20 protein-coding genes are annotated in these 21,698 nt (G+C 63.7%); 8 read left to right on the top strand and 12 right to left on the bottom strand.

Features of this window, described 5'->3' with window-relative positions; genetic code table 11:
- The first annotated feature begins 83 nt into the window (after positions 1-83).
- Both pgi and EN955_RS10695 read left to right on the top strand, forming a co-directional pair.
- Positions 84-1,727 (top strand): glucose-6-phosphate isomerase, encoded by a 1,644-nt coding sequence (pgi, locus tag EN955_RS10700; protein ID WP_081714290.1) that lies wholly within the window; start codon positions 84-86, stop codon positions 1,725-1,727.
- Positions 1,728-1,732: 5 nt separating this feature from the next.
- Positions 1,733-2,455 carry an HAD family hydrolase gene (locus EN955_RS10695; RefSeq protein WP_024503384.1) on the top strand — a complete coding sequence of 241 codons (723 nt, stop codon included), beginning with the start codon at positions 1,733-1,735 and terminating at the stop codon, positions 2,453-2,455.
- A 359-nt stretch (positions 2,456-2,814) separates the two neighbouring features.
- On the opposite strand, the gene EN955_RS10690 is transcribed toward EN955_RS10695, so the two are convergent.
- Positions 2,815-3,552 (bottom strand): methyltransferase, encoded by a 738-nt coding sequence (locus tag EN955_RS10690; protein WP_024503385.1) that lies wholly within the window; start codon positions 3,550-3,552, stop codon positions 2,815-2,817.
- Positions 3,549-5,534, bottom strand: a complete 1,986-nt coding sequence (locus tag EN955_RS10685; RefSeq protein ID WP_024503386.1) for a long-chain fatty acid--CoA ligase — start codon at positions 5,532-5,534, stop codon at positions 3,549-3,551. Before EN955_RS10685 ends, EN955_RS10690 begins: the two co-directional genes overlap by 4 nt.
- Before the next feature lie 453 nt (positions 5,535-5,987).
- On the opposite strand from EN955_RS10685, the gene EN955_RS10680 reads away from it, so the two are divergent.
- From EN955_RS10680 to EN955_RS10660, 5 genes are all read left to right on the top strand, one after another.
- The gene (locus EN955_RS10680) at positions 5,988-7,580 is read left to right on the top strand and encodes an ABC transporter substrate-binding protein (RefSeq protein ID WP_024503387.1); all 1,593 of its coding nucleotides are present in this window, start codon (positions 5,988-5,990) and stop codon (positions 7,578-7,580) included.
- A 50-nt stretch (positions 7,581-7,630) separates the two neighbouring features.
- Positions 7,631-8,638 (top strand): ABC transporter permease subunit, encoded by a 1,008-nt coding sequence (locus tag EN955_RS10675; RefSeq protein WP_024503388.1) that lies wholly within the window; start codon positions 7,631-7,633, stop codon positions 8,636-8,638.
- Between the two features lie 70 nt (positions 8,639-8,708).
- The gene (locus EN955_RS10670) at positions 8,709-9,563 is read left to right on the top strand and encodes an ABC transporter permease subunit (protein ID WP_224618710.1); all 855 of its coding nucleotides are present in this window, start codon (positions 8,709-8,711) and stop codon (positions 9,561-9,563) included.
- A gap of 2 nt (positions 9,564-9,565) precedes the next feature.
- Complete coding sequence (locus tag EN955_RS10665) at positions 9,566-10,420, top strand: ABC transporter ATP-binding protein (protein WP_024503389.1); 855 nt, start codon at positions 9,566-9,568, stop codon at positions 10,418-10,420.
- On the top strand, positions 10,420-11,250 hold the full coding sequence (locus EN955_RS10660; RefSeq protein ID WP_013527989.1) for a dipeptide ABC transporter ATP-binding protein: 831 nt from the start codon (positions 10,420-10,422) through the stop codon (positions 11,248-11,250). Before EN955_RS10665 ends, EN955_RS10660 begins: the two co-directional genes overlap by 1 nt.
- Positions 11,251-11,293: 43 nt before the next feature.
- On the opposite strand, the gene EN955_RS10655 is transcribed toward EN955_RS10660, so the two are convergent.
- From EN955_RS10655 to EN955_RS10640, 4 genes are all read right to left on the bottom strand, one after another.
- Positions 11,294-12,568, bottom strand: coding sequence for a cysteine desulfurase-like protein (locus EN955_RS10655; RefSeq protein ID WP_024503390.1), 1,275 nt, complete (start codon positions 12,566-12,568; stop codon positions 11,294-11,296).
- 49 nt (positions 12,569-12,617) lie between these two features.
- The gene (locus EN955_RS10650; RefSeq protein ID WP_013527987.1) at positions 12,618-13,292 is read right to left on the bottom strand and encodes an amino acid ABC transporter permease; all 675 of its coding nucleotides are present in this window, start codon (positions 13,290-13,292) and stop codon (positions 12,618-12,620) included.
- 152 nt (positions 13,293-13,444) lie between these two features.
- Positions 13,445-14,242 carry an ABC transporter substrate-binding protein gene (locus EN955_RS10645; protein WP_024503391.1) on the bottom strand — a complete coding sequence of 266 codons (798 nt, stop codon included), beginning with the start codon at positions 14,240-14,242 and terminating at the stop codon, positions 13,445-13,447.
- Positions 14,243-14,315: 73 nt separating this feature from the next.
- A complete protein-coding gene (locus EN955_RS10640) occupies positions 14,316-14,636 on the bottom strand; it encodes a hypothetical protein (RefSeq protein WP_127218908.1) in 321 nt (106 codons plus the stop codon).
- Between the two features lie 111 nt (positions 14,637-14,747).
- On the opposite strand from EN955_RS10640, the gene EN955_RS10635 reads away from it, so the two are divergent.
- A complete protein-coding gene (locus EN955_RS10635) occupies positions 14,748-15,839 on the top strand; it encodes an LLM class flavin-dependent oxidoreductase (protein WP_024503393.1) in 1,092 nt (363 codons plus the stop codon).
- Positions 15,840-15,863: 24 nt separating this feature from the next.
- Here the strand turns inward: EN955_RS10635 and EN955_RS10630 are convergent, their stop codons facing one another.
- The 6 genes from EN955_RS10630 to EN955_RS10605 form a co-directional block, all read right to left on the bottom strand.
- Complete coding sequence (locus EN955_RS10630) at positions 15,864-16,259, bottom strand: RidA family protein (protein ID WP_024503394.1); 396 nt, start codon at positions 16,257-16,259, stop codon at positions 15,864-15,866.
- A gap of 63 nt (positions 16,260-16,322) precedes the next feature.
- On the bottom strand, positions 16,323-17,471 hold the full coding sequence (locus tag EN955_RS10625; protein WP_024503395.1) for an acyl-CoA dehydrogenase family protein: 1,149 nt from the start codon (positions 17,469-17,471) through the stop codon (positions 16,323-16,325).
- Positions 17,472-17,546: 75 nt separating this feature from the next.
- Positions 17,547-18,359 (bottom strand): enoyl-CoA hydratase family protein, encoded by an 813-nt coding sequence (locus tag EN955_RS10620; RefSeq protein WP_024503396.1) that lies wholly within the window; start codon positions 18,357-18,359, stop codon positions 17,547-17,549.
- Positions 18,356-18,826, bottom strand: coding sequence for a MarR family transcriptional regulator (locus EN955_RS10615; RefSeq protein ID WP_013527979.1), 471 nt, complete (start codon positions 18,824-18,826; stop codon positions 18,356-18,358). The genes EN955_RS10620 and EN955_RS10615 overlap by 4 nt, the downstream gene beginning before the upstream one ends.
- A complete protein-coding gene (locus EN955_RS10610; RefSeq protein WP_024503397.1) occupies positions 18,820-19,593 on the bottom strand; it encodes an SDR family NAD(P)-dependent oxidoreductase in 774 nt (257 codons plus the stop codon). Before EN955_RS10610 ends, EN955_RS10615 begins: the two co-directional genes overlap by 7 nt.
- On the bottom strand, positions 19,590-21,698 hold a 2,109-nt coding region (locus EN955_RS10605; RefSeq protein WP_127223416.1), incomplete at its 5' end, for a bifunctional salicylyl-CoA 5-hydroxylase/oxidoreductase. The genes EN955_RS10605 and EN955_RS10610, both read right to left, overlap by 4 nt.

The raw sequence follows: 21,698 nt of genomic DNA, 5'->3' as shown, positions 1-21,698 counted from the left end.
AGTTCGGCCCGATAGATTGTCGCGACGACACGCGCCGGAAACATCCGGTCCGTAATGATGGCTCGAGGTCTCGGAGTTTGGCAGTGGATCAATCGTCCTTTCAAAAACAGCTCGCCGCCTTGCGCGACCACCGCGCGGCGGCGCCCGCCAGCATGCGCCAGGCGTTCGCCGCCGATCCCAAGCGGTTCGTGGAATTCTCCGCCACCGACGGCGATCTGCTGCTCGACTGGTCGAAATGCGCGGTCGACGCGACCACCATGGAGCTGCTGGAAAAGGTCGCCCAGGCCGCCGATCTCGAAGGCCGCCGCGCCGCCATGTTCGCCGGCAAGAAGATCAACGTCACCGAGGACCGTGCCGTGCTGCACACGGCGCTGCGCAACCTGACCGGCAAGGGCGTCACCGTCGATGGCCAGGACGTCAAGGCGGACGTCATCGCCGTGCTCGACGCCATGGGCGCCTTTGCCGATGCCGTGCGCTCGGGCAAGGCGGCCGGCGCCACCGGCAAGAAGATCACCGACATCGTCAACATCGGCATCGGCGGTTCCGATCTCGGCCCGGCCATGGCGACGCTGGCGCTGGCGCCCTATCATCACGGGCCGCGCGCGCATTACGTCTCCAACATAGACGGCGCCCATATCCACGACACGCTGAAAGGCCTCTCCGCCGAGACCACGCTTTTCATCATCGCTTCCAAGACCTTCACCACCGTCGAGACGATGACCAATGCGCAGACGGCGCGCGACTGGGTGCAGAAGGCGCTCGGCAAGGAAGCGGTCGGCAAGCATTTCGCCGCCGTCTCGACCGCGCTCGACCTGGTGGCCAAGTTCGGCATCGCGCCCGATCGCGTCTTCGGCTTCTGGGACTGGGTCGGTGGCCGCTATTCGCTCTGGGGCGCCATCGGCCTGCCGGTGATGATCGCTGTCGGCCCGCGGAATTTTCGCGCCTTCCTTGATGGCGCGCATGAGATGGACGAGCATTTCCGCACCGCGCCGGTGCAGGAGAACCTGCCGGTGCTGCTGGGACTGGTCGGCTGGTGGCATCGCGTGATCTGCGGTTACCCGGCGCGCGCCGTCATCCCTTACGACCAGCGCCTGTCCAGGCTGCCGGCCTATTTGCAGCAGCTTGACATGGAATCGAACGGCAAGAGCGTCACCCTCGAAGGCACGGCCGTGACGACGCCGACCGGACCGCTGGTCTGGGGTGAGCCCGGCACCAACGGCCAGCATGCCTTCTTCCAGCTGCTGCACCAGGGCACCGATTTCATTCCGGTCGAGTTCCTTGCCGCGGCCATCGGTCACGAGCCCGATCTCAAGCACCAGCATGGTCTGCTGCTCGCCAACTGCCTGGCGCAGTCGGAAGCGCTGATGAAGGGCCGCACGCTGGAGGAGGCGCGCGCCCAGATGCTGGCCAAGGGCATGAAGCCGGCCGAGGTCGACAAGATCGCGCCGCACCGCGTCTTCTCGGGTAACCGTCCCTCGATCACCATCCTCTACAGAAAGCTCGACCCGCGCACCTTCGGCCGGCTGATCGCGCTCTACGAGCACCGCGTCTTCGTCGAGGGCACGCTGTTCAACATCAACTCCTTCGACCAATGGGGCGTCGAACTCGGCAAGGAACTGGCCACCGGCCTGTTGCCTGTCGTGGAGGGCAAGGAAAGTGCCGCCAATCGGGATGCATCGACCGCTGGCCTTGTGGGATTCATCCAGCATTTGCGTGGCTCGGAGTGAAAAGCTTGGCAGACATCAAGGGAATATTGTTCGACAAGGACGGCACGCTTGTCGACTTCAACGCCACCTGGCTCGGCGTTGCCGACTTCATGGCCATGGATGCGTCGGAAGGCGATCGCTGGAAAGCCGACAGGCTGCTGGCCGCTGCCGGCTTCGATTTCGCCAACAAGCGTTTCAAGCCGGACTCCATCTTTGCCTCCGGCACCAATCTCGACGTCGTCGAATTGTGGTTCCCACGCCTGTCCAACGAGGATCAGATGCTTGCGGTTGCCCGCTTCAACGAGATCACCTCCGTACAGGGCTCGGCGATGGCTGTGGCGCTGCCGGGCATCGTCGATACGCTGACGGCACTGCACAGGAAATCCTACCGGCTTGGCGTCGCCACCAACGATTCGACCAGCGGCGCGGAAAAGACGCTGGTCACGCTCGGCGTCGCTCAATTGTTCGACGCGGCCTATGGCTACGACGCGGTGGCCAATCCGAAGCCCGCCCCCGACACCATCCAGGCCTTCAGCGATCTCACCGGCCTCAAACCGGTGGAAATCGCCATGGTCGGCGACAACAGGCACGACCTCGAAATGGCACGAGCCGGCGGCTGCGGGCTGGCGGTCGGCGTGCTCTCCGGCACTGGGACCCGCGAATCGCTGGCCGGCATTGCCGACGTTGTCCTGGATTCGGTCGCCGACCTGCCGGATTTTCTCTCGGCGCGGGTCAGGGAGACGATCTGACGGGAAAGGCTAGGTCAAACTCGATTCACCTCGGGATTTTCTGCCAATGGCCGAGATGGGGGAGCAGTCCATGGAAACTATCGAGCTTCTGGTTTGTTTTCGGACACAATGGGCCACTCATCAGCAGAACAAACGTACCCGCATTTGCCGCACCTGATCTTGGCGCTTTGCGCTGTCGATGTCTTCGCCTGGCTGAAGATCGAAGCCCCGATTTTCGCATTTTGGGCAAACTGTGAAACCGATACGTTGAACAACTTTAATCCACGCCGCTCGACTTCTCCGACCAACGGCCAGTCGAATCTATTTTCTGCCCTCGATGTTTGTCCACAATGAGTAGAATTTAGGCTTGCTCTGTGGCGTCAGCGCGCTCCCTCCTCAAACGAAAAGACGCCGCTAAGCCTCGTCGCAGCCCCCTTCGCGTCGCCGAAATCCGGCACCCGGTATTCGGCGACCAACCGCAGCCGGGACAGCGGCAGGTCGTTGCGGCGGGGATCTCCGACCAGCACCTCGATGCCGGCCGCCAGGCAGCGGTCGAGGAACGGGATAACCCGCAGAGCAACCTCAGGGCCGTAGAACACGTCGCCGGCAAGCACGAGCTCGACCGCCGGCGGGGGACCCGTGGTAATGTCCTTGTCGACAATGGCGATCTCGACGCCGTTGGCCGCGGCATTGAGGCCGATCGCGGCAACGCCGTTACGGTCGATCTCGGCGGCGATCACTTCGCGCGAACCGGCCTTGGCTGCGGCGATGCCGACAAGGCCGGAGCCGGCACCAAGGTCGAGCACGCGGCGACCGGCTACCGTTTGCGGATGATCCAGTATATGGCGCGCAAGCACCGCGCCGCCGGCCCACACGTAAGCCCAGTAAGGCGGCTGCGGCTCAGGTCCATTGTTGTCCGCCTCGATCGTGTCGTCATCGTCGTCAGCGCTTTGGTGCGTATCGGTAAGCCGTCTCAGGCCACTGGCCGGGTGCGGTGTAAAAAGCTGGATCTCAGGCACCGACGGCACCGGGGCGAGGCGCATGTTCGTCCTGATGAACTCTGCCGGGTCAGGACGGCAAGGTGCATCTACGGCATCCGCGCCGACGGCTGCAATCATTCGCGCAGCGCTCGCCGCAGGATCTTGCCGACCGGCGTCTTCGGCAGTTCGGTGCGGAATTCGATGTATCTGGGCCGCTTGTAGCCGGTCAGGTTCTCGCGGCAAAAGGCGGTCAGTGCCTCGGCGGTCAGCGCCGGATCCTTCCTGACCACGAACAGTTTCGGCACCTCGCCCGAATGCTCGTCCGGCACGCCGATCGCCGCCACTTCGAGCACACCCGGATGCATCGCCACGACTTCCTCGAGCTCGTTGGGATAGACGTTGAAGCCCGAGACCAGGATCATGTCCTTCTTGCGGTCGACGATCTTGGTGTAGCCGCGCTCGTCCATGAAGCCCATGTCGCCGGATTTGAAGTAGCCGTCCTTGGTCATCACCTTGGCGGTCTCATCCGGCCGGTTCCAGTAGCCCGCCATCACTTGCGGCCCCCGGATGCAGACTTCGCCGACCTCGCCGAGCGGCAAATTGTTGCCGTCTTCGTCGCGGATGGCGATCTCCGTCGAGGGCAGCGGCAAGCCGATGGTGCCGGTGAAGTCGCCGGCGGTGAACTTGTTGGCGGTGGCCACCGGCGAGGTTTCCGAGAGGCCGTAGCCTTCGGTGACCGAACATCCGGTCAGCGCCTTCCAGCGTTCGGCGACGCCCTTCTGCACCGCCATGCCGCCGCCCAGCGTCAGCACCAGCGGCTTGAAGTCGAGCTTGCGGAAATCCTCATTGTTGAGCAGCGCGTTGAACAGCGTGTTGAGGCCGGGAAAGATGTGCACCGGATATTTCTGCAATTCCTTGACGAAGCCTGGGATGTCGCGCGGATTGGGAATGAGCACATTGCGGGCGCCCTGCTGCATGCCCATCAGCGCGTTCACCGTCAGCGCGAAGATATGATAGAGCGGCAGCGCGCAGATAAAGTTGGGGTGCGCGGGTTTCGGCTTGATCGTGTAGGCGTCCTCCATCCACTGCGCGTTCTGCGCGACGTTGGCGAGCACGTTGCTGTGCAGCAGCGTGGCGCCCTTCGAGACGCCCGTGGTGCCGCCCGTATATTGCAGGAAGGCGACATCGTCGGCTTCCACCTTGGCCGGCCTGAAGCCCAAACCGGCGCCGGCCTTCATGGCGGCATTGAACTTGACATGGCCGGGCAGCGACCATGCCGGCACCATTTTCTTAACGCGGCGCACGACGAAATTGACGATTGTGCCCTTCAGCCCGCCGAGCATGTCGCCCATCGCGGCCACCACCACATGCTTGACTGCGGTCCTGGCGATCACCGCCTGCAAGGTGTTGGCGAAGTTCTCCAGGATGACGATGGCTTGCGCCCCGGAATCCTTCAGCTGGTGTTCGAGCTCGCGTGGCGTGTAGAGCGGATTGATGTTCACCACGACATAACCCGCTCGCAAGATCGCCATCATCGCCACCGGATATTGCAGCACGTTCGGCATCATCAGCGCGACGCGCGCGCCTTTCTGCAGGCCCTTCGATTGCAGGTAGGCGCCGAAGGCCGCCGACAGCCGCTCGACATCGGTGTAGCTGATGGACTTGTCCATGCAGGTGAAGGCCGGCTGCGCGGAAAACTGCTTGCAGGCGGCGACGAGGAAATCGCCGATCGAGCTGTAGGGCAGGGCGCCGATCTCCGCCTGCACGTTTTTCGGATAGCTCTTGAGCCACGGCTTTTCCGGCAAGCCGGCGGCCAGCGCCGTCAGCGCTTTCGGCAATCGGTTGGCGGTGGCGTCGGCCGGCTTTGCCGCCGCGGCCTTCGAGGCCGGCCTGGCAGCGGGCTTTGCCGCACCCGCTTTACGCCCCGGCGCCGTCTTTCCGGCCGCAGCCTTGGCCGGGGCTTTCACCGCCGGCTTTGTGCTTGCCCTTACAGGTGCCGCGGCCGCCTTCGGCTTGGCGGCTTTGGCAACGGGTGCTTTCGGCTTGGCAGTACCGGCTGCTTTCGACGGCGCCTTGGCTCCCGCTTTCACCGGCGCCGTCGTCCTTGATGCTTTTGCCAACCGTTCCTCCCTGGACAAGTCTTGTTCATCCGTGCCGCACTCGCCCCTGAGTTGGCAAGGGCGCCCTCCGCTGCGGCCGCTACACCCTATGTATTGCCTCCCTTGGTGAGCGTGCAAGTCTTGCCCTTGCGGCAACGCGGCGAAAGATTTGCCGTCGAAAGTCTTTGCCGCCGCCAGCGCTCCAGGCGGTGTCCTGGCGCATCCCACGGCCGCTCGGAAGCGCCGGGAACATTTATATCGTCAGCCTGGCGATCAATAAAAAAATTCGGCTGTTAATAATCTCGTGAACGGAAGAAACGGCTAATTTTTTCTGCAATTTGGCAAAGTTGCGGATTTTTTTCCTGCTTCCCGCGGGGTAAGCAAACGGGGTGTTCCAAAGCCGGAAAAACGGTGCTTATATGCGCGCTTCGCGAGCCTGATAGAGGGGCTTGGAAGAACATCAGGGAGTGCTCAATGAATAAGAAGCTGACTTTTGCAGCCGCGTTGCTGGCTGCAAGCGTCCTGGGCGGCATGGCCAATGCGAAAACTCTGGTCTACTGCGCGGAAGCTTCGCCGGAAGGTTTCGATCCGGCGCCGTATACCGCAGGCCAGACGTTCGACGCGTCCTCGCGCACCGTCTTCAACCGCCTCGTTGAATTCGATCACGGCAAGACGACGACCTCGCCGGGCCTGGCCGAAAGCTGGACGATCTCCGACGATGGGAAGGAATATGTCTTCAAGCTGCGCAAGGGCGTCAAGTTCGCCGCCACCGACTATTTCACCCCGACGCGCGACTTCAACGCCGACGACGTGGTGTTCTCGTTCGAACGTCAGGTCGACAAGAACGGTCCCTGGTTCCAGTACATTCCGGGCATTGCCTACCAGTATTACAATGACCAGTTCGGCGACAACATCACCAAGGTCGAGAAGGTCGATGACCTGACGGTGAAGTTCACCCTCAAGGAGCCGGCGATCACCTTCATTCCGACGCTGGGCATGGATTTTGCCTCCGTCGTCTCCAAGGAATATGCCGACAAGCTGCAGGCCGACAAGACGCCTGAGCTGTTCAACCAGAAGCCGATCGGCACTGGCCCGTTCATCTTCGTCGACTACCAGACCGACGCCGCCATCCGCTACAAGGCCAACCCGGACTATTGGGGCGGCAAGCAGAAGATCGACGATCTGGTCTTCGCCATCACCACCGATCCGGCCGTGCGCGCACAGAAGCTCAAGGCCGGCGAATGCAACATCATGTCGTACCCGGCACCGGCCGACATCGCCGGCCTGCAGGCCGATGCGAGCCTGAAGGTCGAGGAGCAGGAAGGCCTCAATGTCGGCGCGCTGATGTACAACACCCAGCAGAAGCCGTTCGACGACGTGCGCGTGCGCAAGGCGCTCAACATGGCCATCAACAAGAAGGCCATCATCGACGCGGTCTTCCAGGGTGCCGGCCAGGTGGCGGTCAACCCGATCCCGCCGACCATGTGGTCCTACAACAAGGAAGTGAAGGACGATCCGTACGATCCGGATGCAGCCAAGAAGCTGCTTGAAGAGGCCGGCGTCAAGGACCTCAAGATGAACGTCTGGGCCATGCCGGTGTCGCGCCCCTACATGCCGAACGCGCGCCGCACCGCCGAATTGATCCAGGCGGACTTCGCCAAGGTCGGCGTCACCGTCGAGATTGTCAGCTACGATTGGGGTGAATACCTCAAGCGCGCTTCCGCGGTAGATCACGACGGCGCCGTCATCGTCGGCTGGACCGGCGACAATGGCGATCCGGACAACTTCCTCGGCGTGCTCCTGAGCTGCGCTTCCGTCGGTTCGAACAACCGCGCGGAATGGTGCAACAAGGACTTCGATGCGCTCATCAACAAGGCCAAGACCGTTTCGGACCAGGCCGAGCGCACCAAGCTCTATGAACAGGCACAGGTCATCTTCAAGGAACAGGCACCCTGGGCGACGCTCGCTCACTCCAAGGTGTTCATGCCGATGCAGAAGACCGTCACCGGCTTTGCGATGGATCCGCTCGGTATCCACCGCTTCGACGGCGTCGATATCGCCGAATAAGGTTGCGAAACGGGGGCGCCACCATGTGGTGACGCCCCCACTCGCCCGCCATGCTGCGTTATATCCTCGGCAAGCTCGCCCTCATCATCCCGACCTTCATCGGGATAACCATCCTCGCCTTTGGCTTCGTGCGCATCCTGCCCGGTGATCCGGTGCTGGTGCTTGCGGGCGAACGCGGCCTGTCGCCCGAACGCCACACGGCGCTGATGCACCAGTTCGGTTTCGACCTGCCGATCTGGCAACAATATCTGACCTATCTGACGAACATCCTCGGCGGTGATTTCGGCACCTCGTTTTCCACCAAGACACCGGTGCTCAAGGATTTCCTGGTGCGCTTCCCGGCAACGGTCGAGCTCGCCATCTTCGCCATGATCTTTGCCGTCATCCTGGGTGTGGCCGCCGGCATTTTCGCTGCCATCCACCGCGGCTCCTGGTTCGACCAACTGACCATGGGCACGGCGCTGGCCGGCTATTCCATGCCGATCTTCTGGTGGGGTCTGCTGCTGATCATCGTGTTCTCCGGCATGCTGCACTGGACGCCGGTTTCAGGCCGCATCGACCTCCTCTACTTCTTCAAGCCGGTGACCGGCTTCATGACCATCGATTCCCTGATCTCGGGCCAGAAGGGCGCCTTCCGTTCGGCGCTGTCGCACCTGATCTTGCCGACCATCGTGCTCGGCACCATTCCGCTCGCCGTCATCGCGAGGCAGACGCGCTCGGCGATGCTCGAGGTGCTGGGTGAGGACTATGTCCGCACCGCGCGCGCCAAGGGCCTGGCGCCGCGTAGGGTCATCGGCCTGCACGCCTTCCGCAACGCGCTGATCCCGGTCGTCACCACCATCGGCCTGCAGGTCGGCACGCTGCTCACCGGCGCCATCCTGACCGAGAGCATCTTCTCCTGGCCCGGCATCGGCAAATGGATGATCGACGCCATTTCCAAGCGCGACTATTTCACCGTGCAGGGCGGGTTGCTTTTGATCGCGTTGATCGTCATGTCGGTGAACCTCATCGTCGACGTGCTCTACGCCGTCATCAACCCACGCATCCGGGCCAACTGACATGAGCAATGAAGGCCCCGCCACCATCGAAGCCGCGACCGTCGTCAAGCCGCAGGACGCCAGGTTGCAGATGTTCGGCGAGTTCTGGCATTACTTCTCCGTCAACAAGGGCGCGGTGATCGGGCTCTTCGTCTTCGCGCTGCTGATCCTGATCGCCATTTTCGCGCCGCTGCTGGCGCCGCATTCGCCGGACGATCAGTTCCGCGACTTCTTCCTGACGCCGCCGGCCTGGCAGGAGGGCGGCAATGCGCAGTTCCTGCTCGGCACCGACGCCGTCGGCCGCGATATGCTGTCGCGCCTGATCTACGGCTCGCGCTTCTCGCTCGCCATCGGCTTCGTCGTTGTCACGTCAGCGCTGATTTCAGGCGTCATCCTCGGCCTGCTCGCCGGCTACTGCCGCGGCTGGGTCGACACGCTGATCATGCGCATCATGGACATCATCCTGGCCTTCCCGTCGCTGCTCTTGGCCCTGGTGCTGGTCGCGGTGCTTGGCCCCGGCCTCGTCAACGCCATGATCGCCATCGCCTTCGTGCTGCAGCCGCATTTCGCCCGGCTCACCCGCGCCGCCGTGATGGCCGAAAAGACCCGCGAATATGTCGTCTCGGCCAAGGTCGCCGGCGCCAGCCATCTCAGGCTGATGCTGGTCACCATCCTGCCAAACTGCATCGCGCCGTTGATCGTGCAGGCGACGCTGTCCTTCTCCAACGCCATCCTCGAGGCGGCGGCCCTTGGCTTCCTCGGCATGGGCGCGCAGCCGCCGACGCCGGAATGGGGCACCATGCTGGCCGAAGCGCGCGAGTTCATCCTGCGCGCCTGGTGGGTGGTGACCTTCCCCGGCCTCGCCATCCTGATCACCGTCTTTGCCATCAACCTGATCGGCGACGGTCTGCGCGACGCGCTCGACCCCAAGCTGAAGAGGTCGTGAGCATGCCTCTGCTCGAGATCAAGAACCTCACCGTTTCCTTCGACACCGCGGCCGGACCGTTCATGGCCGTGCAAGGTATCGACCTGTCGATCGAGCCGCGCGAAGTGCTGGCGATCGTCGGCGAGTCCGGCTCCGGCAAGTCGGTGTCGATGCTGGCGGTGATGGGGCTGTTGCCCAACACGGCAACGGTCAAGGCCGACCGCATGGCCTTCGACGGCGTCGATCTGCTGAAGCTCAGCCCGTCCGAACGCCGCAAGATCGTCGGCAAGGACATCTCGATGATCTTCCAGGAGCCGATCGCCAGCCTCAATCCGTGCTTCACCGTCGGGTTCCAGATCGAGGAGGTGTTGCGCTTCCACATGGGCATGGACCGCGCCCAGCGCCGGGCGCGTGCCATCGAACTGATGAAGCTGGTCGGCATCGCCGACCCTGAAGAGCGGCTGAGTTCGTTCCCGCACCAGATGTCGGGCGGCCAGTGCCAGCGCGTCATGATCGCCATCGCCATTGCCTGCAATCCGAAACTGCTGATCGCCGACGAGCCGACCACGGCGCTCGACGTCACCATCCAGAAGCAGATCCTCGATCTGCTGGTTTCGCTGCAGGCCAAATACGGCATGGGCCTGATCATGATCACCCACAATATGGGCGTGGTGGCCGAGACCGCTGACCGCGTCATCGTCCAGTACAAGGGCCGCAAGATGGAAGAGGCCGACGTGCTGTCGCTGTTTGAATCGCCAAAGAGCAATTACACGCGGGCGCTGTTGTCGGCCTTGCCGGAAAACGCCGTCGGCGACCGGCTGCCGACCGTTTCCGACATGATGTTCGAGCCGGCGCCTTCTGCTGCGGGAGCCACCTGATGAGCACCACGGTTCTCGAAGGCAAGAACATCGTCCGCGACTACCACATCGGCGGCGGCCTGTTCACCGGGCCGCGCACCGTGCACGCGGTCAAGGGCGTCTCGTTCAAGGTCGACAAGGGCAAGACGCTGGCCATTGTCGGCGAAAGCGGCTGCGGCAAGTCAACGCTTGCCCGCATCATCACGCTGATCGATCCGGCGACATCGGGCGAATTGTTCATCGACGGCAACAAGGTCGACATCGCCAAGGGCGGATTGACCAAGGAGATGCGCCGCAAGGTGCAGATCGTCTTCCAGAACCCCTACGGATCGCTCAATCCGCGCCAGAAGATCGGCGACGTGCTGGGCGAGCCGCTTTTGATCAACACCGACAAGCCGGCGTCCGAGCGGCGCGACCTTGCGATGAAGATGCTGAAGAAGGTTGGCCTCGGCCACGAGCACTACAATCGCTATCCGCATATGTTTTCCGGCGGCCAGCGTCAGCGCATCGCCATTGCCCGCGCGCTGATGCTGAACCCGAGCCTGCTGGTGCTCGACGAGCCGGTCTCGGCGCTCGATCTGTCGGTGCAGGCGCAGGTGCTCAACCTGCTTGCCGACCTGCAGGATGAGTTCCAGCTGACCTATGTCTTCATCAGCCACGATCTGTCCGTGGTGCGTTACATCGCCGACGATGTGATGGTGATGTATTTCGGCGAAGCGGTCGAATACGGCTCGCGCGACGAGGTCTTTGCCGATCCCAAGCACAGCTACACCCGGACGCTGTTCGCGGCGACACCGCGCGCCGACGTCGCGTCGATCAAGGCGAGGCTGGCGAAGAAGAAAGCGGCTTAACGTCTCTTCGTCATCCTCGGGTCTGCACTGTGTCGCTAGCCTCTCACGACAGCTTGGCGATGATGGCGCGCAGCGCCTCGCCGAAGCGCCGGACTTCCTCGACCGTGTTGTAGTGGACCAGCGAGGCACGGATGGCGCCGCTGTCCATCGAGAGGTTGAGACGCTTCATCAGCCGTGGCGCGTACATGTGGCCGTCGCGGATGCCGATCTGCATCTCGGCCATTTCCTCGACGACCCGCTGCGGCGATAGTTTGCCGATGTTGAAGCAGAAGGTCGGCACGCGCTCGGTGATGCGGGCCTCGTCGGCGACGCCGTAGATGGTCGCGCCGCAACCTTTCAGCACGGCCAGCATCTCACGCGCCAGCACCAGCTCGTAGTCGCGGATGGCGCCCATGCCGGCAACAATGTTGTCGCGCCGCGAACGGTTGTTGGACGGCGCCAGATTGCGGCCTATCAGTTCCAGGTATTGCACGGCGGCATCCATGCCGGAGACGTTCTCGTAGATGAAGGTGCCGGCCTCGACCTTGTAGGGCGGCTCGTCGGGGATGAAATCCTCGCGGAAGGTCGGCAGCCGCTTCAGCGTCTCGAAACGGCCCCACAGGAAGCCCATATGCGGCGAGAAATTCTTGTAGCCGGAGCAGACGAGATAGTCGCAGTCCCAGGCCTGCACGTCGATCAGTCCATGCGGCCCGTAATGCACGCAGTCGAGGAACACTTCGGCGCCGGCCGAATGCGCGATCTCAGCCACCGAAGCGACATCGACGATCGAGCCGATCGAGTGCGCCGTGACCGTGCAGGCGATCAGGCGGGTGCGGTCCGAAGCCAGCGGACGCAGATCGTCGACATGCAGATTGCCGTCCTCACGCATCCGCCACCATTTGAATTTCGCACCGGCCGACTCCAGCGCCAGCCAAGTCGCGATGTTGGCGTCATGGTCCATGTCGGTGACGACGATCTCGTCGCGCTCTTGCAGCATCTGGCCGATGCCGAGGCTGACCAGGCGGATGAACGAGGTGGCATTCATGCCGAAGCAGATTTCCGCCGGGCTGTAGGCGTTGATGAGCAGAGCGACGCTTGTCCGGGCATCGGCGACCGATTGGTCGACGGTGACGCTGCGGCCATAGCGGCCGCCACGCTGCACATTGTGCGAAACCAGATGATTGGTCACCGCGTCGAGCACGCTCTGCGGGATCTGCGCGCCGGCGGCGTTGTCCAAAAAGATGAAATCGCCGGCCCGCTGCAAGGCTGGAAACATGGCGCGGATGGTGTCGACGGGGAACGCGCTGGCATTCGCATTGTCGGTTTGATGCTTATTCACGGGTAGGCTCCTGCGGAGGGCTTGGACGGGGTGGGATCGGTTGGCGAGGTCAGCGCTTCTTTTCGGTCTTGAAGCGCTCTTCAAGCAGGCTGACGAGGCGGACCATCGGCCAGAGGAAGATGAGATAGACAAGGGCGGCGCCGATCAGCGGCGATGGGTTGGCGTAGAGCGACTGCGCGTTGGTCGCTTCCTTCAAGAGTTCCGGCAGCGCCACGGTGGAGGCGAGCGAGGTGTCCTTGAACATCGAGACGCAGTTGCTGGTCATCGGCGGGATGACGACGCGGATCGCTTGCGGCAGCACCACCTTGCGCAAGGTCAGGAGGAACGGCAGGCCAAGCGCCTGCGACGCCTCGAACTGGCCACGCGGAATGCTCTCGATGCCGGAGCGGAACACCTCGGCCGAGTAGGCCGACATGATGAAGGCGAAGGCCGTCACCGCCGATGCCCAGGACGACAGGCGTATGCCGAGGAAGGGCAGCGCATAGTAGATCAGGATCAGCACGACCAGCACCGGCAGGGCGCGGAAGATGTCGGTGTAGCCGACCGCGAGCCAGCGCAGCGGCTTCGGCGCATAGAGCCGCACCAGGCTGATCCCCAGGCCGATGGGGATGCCGATGCCGATGCTCAAAATGCCGAGCAGCAGCGTGTTCAGGAAGCCGCGCAGCAGCGCCGGCAGGCTGGACATAATGACGTCGGGGTTGAAGAAGGTGTCGATCAGCGACATGGGAGCGTTCCCGAACCCCAGAGCAAAGAATGCTCACGTTAAAATCGATTGGCCCCGCCGAGGGCAGGAGATCTGCGGCAGAAGCCGGCGGCCAGGCGTGAAAGAATCGTGCCGGCCTGGAAAGCCGGCACGATGTTACCGCAGCTTTCAGCTCAGGCCTTCGGCAGCGGCATTTCCTTCATGGTCGAAGAGTCGGCGGGCGCGTCGCTGCCGAACCACTTCTTGTGGATGGCGGCCAGCGTGCCGTCCTTCTTCATCGCGCTCAGCGCATCGTTCAGCTTGCCGAGCAGCGGGTGGTCCTTGGTCATCATCAGGCCGTATTGCTCACCGGTCTTGATGCGCTCCTTGACCACCAGGTCCTTCATCTTGGTGAAGGAATATTCCATGCCCGGAATGTCGCTGACTGCCGCATCGACGCGGCCGGCGCTGAGGTCGAGCAGCAGGTTCTGCTGCGTGTCGTAGCCCTTCACGTCGCTGAAGCCGTCGGCTTCCTGATGCGCCTTGACCCAGGTTTCGCCGGTCGAACCGGACAGCACGCCGATGATCTTGCCCTTGAGGTCGGCCTCGGCCTTGATCGGGCTGTCGGCCTTGGTGGCGATGCCCATATCGGAATCATAATAGGGCTGCGTGAACGACTGTGACTTCAGCCGCTCCGCCGTGATGGTGATCGACGAGATGGCGACGTCGATGCGCTTCGAGGTGGTGGCGGCAAACAGCGCCTGGAAACCGAGATCGGCGATGTCGGTCGTCATGCCGATGCGCTTGGCGGCTTCGTTGACGATGTCGACCTCGAAGCCTTCGAAAGTGCCGCTCTCGTTCTTAAATTCGAAGGGCGGGTTGGTCGGGTAGGCGCCGACATTCAGCACATCCGCGGCATAAGCGGTGGCGGGGCCGGCGGCGATGCCGATGGCGGCGGCGAGAAGAAGCAATTTGCGACGCGTGAAGCTCATTTTTGTTCCCTCTGTTGTTGATCGGGCGGGTTGCTCCCGCACGGTTTTTTGCCGCCCCGCTTCACGCAGGGCGTCAATTCATGGCAGCGACCATGCGGTCACGGATGGCGATGTTGTGTGTTGCAGACCGCGAATCCGCGCGCACGTCATCGAAGGCATGGCGCGTGTTGGATGATGACTGGGGCAGTATGAACGACAAGAACTGAGACTCCCACCCGGAGCACCCACGATGGACTGGCCGGCACGATGGACTGGTCTGCTCGATGGACTGGCCGGCAAGCCCGTCCGGCACGGCAATCGCCATCGACTCCGGAATGCTTATCCAAAGTGCGGCGCTTTTCAAGGCGAAAGTTTTAAGCTTAAAAAGCTGCGGTGTCCGTTGCGTGGTGGACATGGTGCGGCCCGCTGGAACCGATACCCGCGAGCGATGGTGACGCCAAGCTATTTCAGGCTTGAAATATTTCTGCGCGGGCCTAGCGTGCGATCTTCGCCGGGAGGCAGCGACGTGAACAAACCACACCCTTTGCACGGCCCGAACAGACTGAAGCTTGGCGTCTTTTCGACCAATGCCGATGGCGGGCTTGCCATCACCGATGTGCCGGAGCGCTGGGCGGCGAGCTGGCAGGACAATGTGACCGCAGCCCAGATCGCCGACCGCGCCGGGCTGGAGTTCATGCTGCCGATCGCGCGTTGGCGCGGCTTCGGCGGCCGCAACAAGGTGCGCGAATGGTCGTTCGAGACCTTCACCTGGGCGGCGGCACTCGCCATGGCCACCGAGCAGATCGGCCTGTTCATGACCGTGCATGTGCCGCTGGTGCATCCGCTCTATGCCGCCAAGGCGCTGGCGACGGTCGACCATATCAGCCAGGGCCGCGCGGGCTTGAACATCGTCTGCGGCTGGAACCCGAAGGAATTCGGCATGTTCGGCACGCCGCTGGTCGAGAAGGGCTATGACCAGGCGGCGGAATGGATCGAGATCCTGGAAAAGCTTTATGCCTCGGCCGAACCGCTCGATTACGAAGGCACTTATTATCGCCTCAAGGAGGCTGTCAGCCGGCCGGCCAGTCTGCAGGTTCCGCGCCCCGTGACCATGAACGCCGCCTTCGGCGGGCCGGGCCGCGATTTCGCTGCCGCCCGGTGCGATTATCTGTTCACGACATTTTCGGAAATGAGCGATGCCGGCAAGCATGTCGCCGACATCAGCGAGCGGGCCGATAAGGCAGGCCGCGATGTCGGCGTCTACACCGTGGCGCATGTCGTCTGCCGCCCGACGATGGAAGAGGCGCAGGCCTACTACACGCGCTACGCCGTCGATATGGCCGACCATGACGCCGTCGATGCCCACATGGCCGGCAAGAAGGAATTCTCGCAATCGCACGACCCGCACGCCTATGACCGCTACCGGCAGCGTTTCGCCGGCGGCGCCGGCACCTACCCGCTGATCGGAACGCCGGAAACGATCGCCGCCGACATGGTCGCCATTGCCGGGCACGGCTATCAGGGCATCGCGCTGTCCTTCGTCAACTACACGCAAGAACTGCCCTATTTCTGCGATCACGTGCTGCCGATCTTGAGGCAGGCGGGGCTTCGCGAATAATTTATTCCTGAGGCAGCCAATAATTTATTCCGGAATAACTGCCGTAGCCTGGATCTCCACCTTGGCCCGGTCCTCTACCAGCGCCACCACCTGCATGGCGGCCATCGCCGGAAAATGCCGGCCGATGACCTCGCGATAGGCCTCGCCGATACCCCTGAGATTGGCAAGGTATTCGGCCTTGTCGGTGAAGTACCAGGTCATCGAGGTGATGTGCTGCGGCCCCGCGCCGGCTTCCGCCAGCACCGCGACGATGTTCTGAAGCGTTTGCCGCACCTGGCCAACAAAATCGTCGGTCTCGAACTGGCATTGCCCGTTCCAGCCGACCTGTCCGCCGACGAAGACGAGCTGCCCGCGCGCCGCGACGCCATTGGCGTAGCCGACAGGTTTTGCCCAGCCTTCCGGCTGCAGAATCGTGTGCATTCAAAACCTCCCGGTATTCCAAAACCCAATTTTCAAAATCGAACGCTCGTCAATTTGCCGCCGTCAGGCCGCGCCCATCACTTGCCGCGCAATCACCACTTTCTGCACGTCGGAGGCACCCTCATAGATGCGCAGCGCGCGGATCTCGCGATACAGGCTTTCGACGATGTGGCCTTTGCGGACGCCGTCGCCGCCGTGCAGTTGCACGGCCTTGTCGATCACCTCTTGCGCCTTGTCGGTGGCAAACAGCTTGGCCATCGCCGCCTCGCGGGTGACGCGGGCAGCGCCCATGTCCTTGGTCCAGGCGGCACGGTAGACCAGCAGCGCCGCCGCATCGACATCGAGCGCCATGTCGGCGATGTGCCCCTGCACCATTTGCAATTCGGCCATCGGCGCGCCGAACAGTTTGCGCTCGGCCACGCGTTTGATGCTTTCATCCAGTGCGCGGCGGGCAAAGCCGAGTGCCGCCGCACCGACGGTCGAGCGGAACACATCGAGCACCGACATGGCGATGCGGAAGCCGTCGCCTGGCCTGCCGATCAGTGCGGTGGCCGGCAGGCGGACCCGCTCGAAAGACAGCCGCGCCAGCGGATGCGGCGCGATCACTTCGAGCCGTTCGGCGATGCCAAGGCCCTTGGCGTCGCCAGGCACGAGGAAGGCCGAGAGCCCCTTGGCGCCCGGCGCCTCGCCGGTGCGGGCAAAGACGACATAGAGGTCGGCGATGCCGCCATTGGAAATCCAGGTTTTTTCGCCTGTAAGAACGAAGCTGTCGCCATCGCGGGTCGCCGTCATCTCGGTGTTGGCGACGTCCGAGCCAGAGCGCGGCTCCGACAGGGCGAAGGCCGAAATCGCTTTGCCGGCGCGTGTCCTCGAAAGCCATTCCTGCTGCTCCGGCGTGCCGAACAGGCTGAGCGCGCCGGTGCCCAGCCCCTGCATGGCGAAGGCGAAGTCGGCCAACCCGTCATGGCGAGCGAGCGTCTCGCGCGTGATGCACAAAGTGCGCACGTCGAGTGGCCCCGGATTGTCGGTGTCGAGCGCCGTCGGCTTCAGCCAGCCGTCTTGGCCAAGCTTGGTCACCAGCTCGCGGCAGGCCGCGTCGACATCATGATGATCGACTGGGAGGTTGGTCGTGCACCATGCCTCGAGGTGCTCGGCTAGTTCGCGATGGCGGTCTTCGAAGAACGGCCAGGAGAGGAAGGAACGATCAGGCATTGGTGGCCCCGCTATTGAGGCCTTGCGCACTACGGCGCCCCCCTCCCGCCAACGTCTCCACGCAAAGCATCATCCTCAATCCCCCTCGAACACCGGCTTTTCCTTGGCCACGAACGCCTTGTAGGCGCGTTCGAAGTCGCGGGTCTGCATGCAGATCGCTTGCGCCTGCGCTTCCGCCTCGATCGCCTGGTCGAGGCCCATCGACCATTCCTGGTTGAGCTGGGTCTTGGTGATGCCGTGCGCGAAGGTCGGGCCGGAGACGATGCGCGCCGCCATGTCGAGCGCGTCGGCTTCAAGCGCGGCGGCATCGACCAGCCGGTTGTAGAAACCCCAGCGTTCGCCTTCATCAGCCGTCATGGTGCGGCCGGTGTAGAGCAGTTCGGCGGCGCGGCCCTGGCCGATGATGCGCGGCAGGATCGCGCAGGCGCCCATGTCGCAGCCGGCGAGGCCGACGCGGGTGAACAGGAACGCGGTCTTGGCTTCCGGCGTGGCGATGCGGATGTCGGAGCTCATCGCAATGATGGCGCCGGCGCCGACCGCGACGCCGTCGACCGCCGCAATGATCGGCTTGCCGCAATTCAGCATCGCCTTGACGAAATCGCCGGTCATGCGGGTGAAGACCAGGAGCTCCTTCATGTCCATTTTGACCAGCGGGCCGATAATGTCGTGGACATCGCCGCCGGAGCAGAAATTGCCGCCATTGGAAAGGAACACCACGGCGTCGACATCGTCGGCATAGACGAGGTCGCGGAACGTGTCGCGGAGTTCCGCATAGCTGTCGAAGGTCAGCGGGTTCTTGCGCTCCGGCCGATCGAGCCGGACCTTGGCGATCCTGCCCTCGACCTCCCAGAGGAAATGCTTCGGCTTGCGCCCGGCCATTGCGGTCATTCGCGTCCCTCCCAGTTGCTGCGGAACGAGGTCAGCATGCCGGTCAGCCGGCGCGCGTCGTCCTCACTGACCTTGCCCAGCAATTCGCCGATCCAGCCTTCATGCGCCGCGGCGATCGCGGCAAAGGCCTGCGTGCCTTCCTCGGTCAGCCGCACCATCGAGGTGCGGCGGTCGCCATTGCGCCGCGCGCGGGCGACAAGTCCTTCCGAAACCAGCCGGTCGACGATGCCCGTGACATTGCCGTTAGAGACCAGCAGGAAACGCGACAGGTCGCTCATCAGCATGCCTTCCGGCGCGCGATAAAGCGCTGCCATCACGTCGAAGCGCGGCAGCGTGGTGTTGAAGTCCTTCTTCAGCCGCTCGCGCAGCTCGGCCTCGATCGTGCGCGAGGCGCGCAGCAGCCTGATCCACAGACGCAAGCGGTCCTTGCCGGGTCCCGACGGCGCGGGCAGGGGGCCGGCTACCATGTTTCGCCTCCTGAGATGGAAATCGCCTGTCCGGTGATCGATTGGGCGGCGTCGCCGCACAGCCACAGCACGGCGGCGGCGACCTCATCCGGCTGGATGAAGCGGCCTTGCGGGTTGGTCGAGGCGAGGCTTGACCGCGCTTGCTCGACCGAGCGGCCGGTCTTCTCGATGATGCGCCGGATGGACTCTTCCAGCATTTCGGTTTCCACAAAGCCTGGGCACACCGCGTTGACGGTGACGCCGGATTTCACTGTTTCGGCGGCAAGCGCCCGCATCAGGCCGATGACGCCATGCTTGGCGGCGACGTAAGACGCGACATAGGCGTAGCCTTTCAGGCCGGCGGTCGAGGCGATGAAAACAATTCGTCCCGTTTTCCGCGCGGCCATGCCGGCCAGCGCGGGCTTCACCGTCAGGAAGGCGCCGGTCAGATTGACGTCGAGCGTCCGCTGCCAGTCGCTGAGCGCGGTTTTGTGCGCCGGCGCGCTGCCGGCCATGCCGGCATTGGCGACGACGATGTCGAACGGGCCGCGCGCGGCTTGCGCCCTCTCGTAGAGCGCCGCCATTGCCGCCTCGTCGGTGACATCGGCGGCGATGCCAGAGATGCGGTCGTTTTCGCCGGCCACCTCGGCGAGCTCTGCTTCCCGGCGGCCGCAGATGGTGACGCCGATGCCGGCAGCAGCCAGCGCCAGCGCGATGGCCCGCCCGACGCCGGAGCCGCCGCCAGTGACCAGCGCATGCTTGCCGGGTATCGTCGCGGCGGCCGTCATACTTTCAGCCCCGCTGCGGCGTCGCGCTCGGCCAGACGGTAGAGCTGGTCGCGTCCGGGCAGATAGGGATCAGGCCATTTGACACCGCGGTCGCCGAGCGTGACGGCGGCATGCAGCGTCCAGTAGGGATCGGCGAGATGCGGCCGCGCCAGCGCCACCAGGTCGGCGCGGCCGGCCATCAGGATCGAATTGACATGGTCCGGCTCGTAGATGTTGCCGACCGCCATCGTCGCCATGCCGACCTCGTTGCGGATGCGGTCGGAAAACGGCGTCTGGAACATGCGGCCATAGACAGGCTTGGCCAGTGCCGAGGTCTGGCCTGCCGAGACATCGCAGATGTCGACGCCGGCCTCATGCAGCAGCCGCGCGATCTCGACCGCGTCGGCCGGCGTCACGCCCTCGATGCCGACCCAGTCATTGGCCGAAATGCGCATCGAGATCGGCTTCTCCGCCGGCCAGGCGGCGCGCACCGCGCGGAAGATTTCGAGGGGATAGCGCATGCGATTGTCCAGCGAACCGCCATATTCATCCGTGCGCCGGTTGGTGACCGGCGTGATGAAGGACGACAAGAGATAGCCATGCGCGGCGTGGATTTCGAGCATGTCGAAGCCGCAACGATCGGCCATCTCGGTGGACGCCACGAATTCGTCGCGCACGCGGTCCATGTCGGCGCGGTTCATCGCCTTCGGAACCTGATTCTGCGGCGACCACGCAACGGCCGAAGCCGCCATCACCGGCCAGTTGCCTGAGACCAACGGCACGTCAGTGCCCTCCCAGCCGAGCCGGGTCGAGCCCTTGGCGCCGGAGTGGCCGATCTGGGCGCAGATCTTGGCCTCGGTCTCGGTGTGGACGAAATCGACCAGCCGCTTCCACGCCACCTCATGCTCGGGCGCGTAGAAGCCGGGACAGCCGGGCGTGATGCGCCCTTCCGGGCTGACGCAGGTCATCTCGATATAGATGAGGCCGGCGCCGCCCTTGGCGCGCTCGGCGTAGTGGGTGAAATGCCAGTCGGTCGGACAGCCGTCGACAGCCTTGTACTGCGCCATCGGCGAAACGACGACGCGGTTCTGCAGCCTCATGTCGCGCAGCTTGAACGGCGCGAACATCGGCGCGCGGCGCAGGCTGTTGCCGCCGGCGCCCGCCTGGCGCTGGAACCATTCTTCCGCGCTTTCAAGCCATTCGGCATCGCGCAGTCGCAGATTCTCGTGGCTGATACGCTGCGAGCGGGTCAAAAGCGAATAGTTGAACTGCACCGGATCGAGGCCGAGATAGCGCTCGACCTCCTCGAACCATTCCAGCGAATTGCGCGCCGCCGATTGCAGCTTGAGCACCTCGGTGCGGCGGGCATCCTCATATCTGCGGAAGGCGGCATCCAAGTCCGGCTCGGTTTCGACATATTCGGCCAGCGCCACAGCACTTTCCAGTGCCAGCTTGGTGCCGGAGCCGATCGAGAAATGCGCCGATGCCGCTGCATCGCCCATCAGCGCGAGATTCTTGTAAGACCAGCGCTCGCACAGCACGCGCGGGAAATTGATCCAGGCCGAACCGCGGATATGGTTGGCATTCGTCATCAAGGCGTGGCCGCCGAGATGTTTTTCGAAGATCCGCTCACAAACGGCGATCGATTCCTGCTGCGACATCGCACCGAAGCCGAAGGCAGCCCAGGTCTGCTCGCTGCACTCGACGATGAAGGTCGCGGTGTCGCTGTCGAACTGGTAGGCGTGGGCCCACACCCAGCCATGCTCGGTTTTCTCGAAGATGAAGGTGAAGGCGTCGTCGAATTTCTGGTTGGTGCCGAGCCAGACGAACTTGCATTTGCGGGTGTCGATGTCGGGCTTGAAGATGTCGACGAAGCTGTTGCGCGCCCTTGAGTTCAGGCCGTCGGCAGCGACGACCAGATCGTGCGTCGCCATGTAGGGCTTGGGATCTGCAATGTCGGTCTCGAACATCAGCTTGACGCCGAGTTCACGCGCCCGGCGCTGCAGCAGGACCAGCAGCCGCTTGCGGCCGATGCCGCAGAAACCGTGCCCTGACGAGACCGTGCGCACGCCGTCATGAATGACGGCGATGTCGTCCCAGTAGGCAAAGTGCTTCTTGATCCAGAC

This window comes from Mesorhizobium sp. M7A.F.Ca.CA.001.04.2.1 (assembly GCF_003998485.1).
GTDB lineage: Bacteria > Pseudomonadota > Alphaproteobacteria > Rhizobiales > Rhizobiaceae > Mesorhizobium > Mesorhizobium ciceri.
This window is presented reverse-complemented; position numbering and strand designations above follow the sequence as displayed.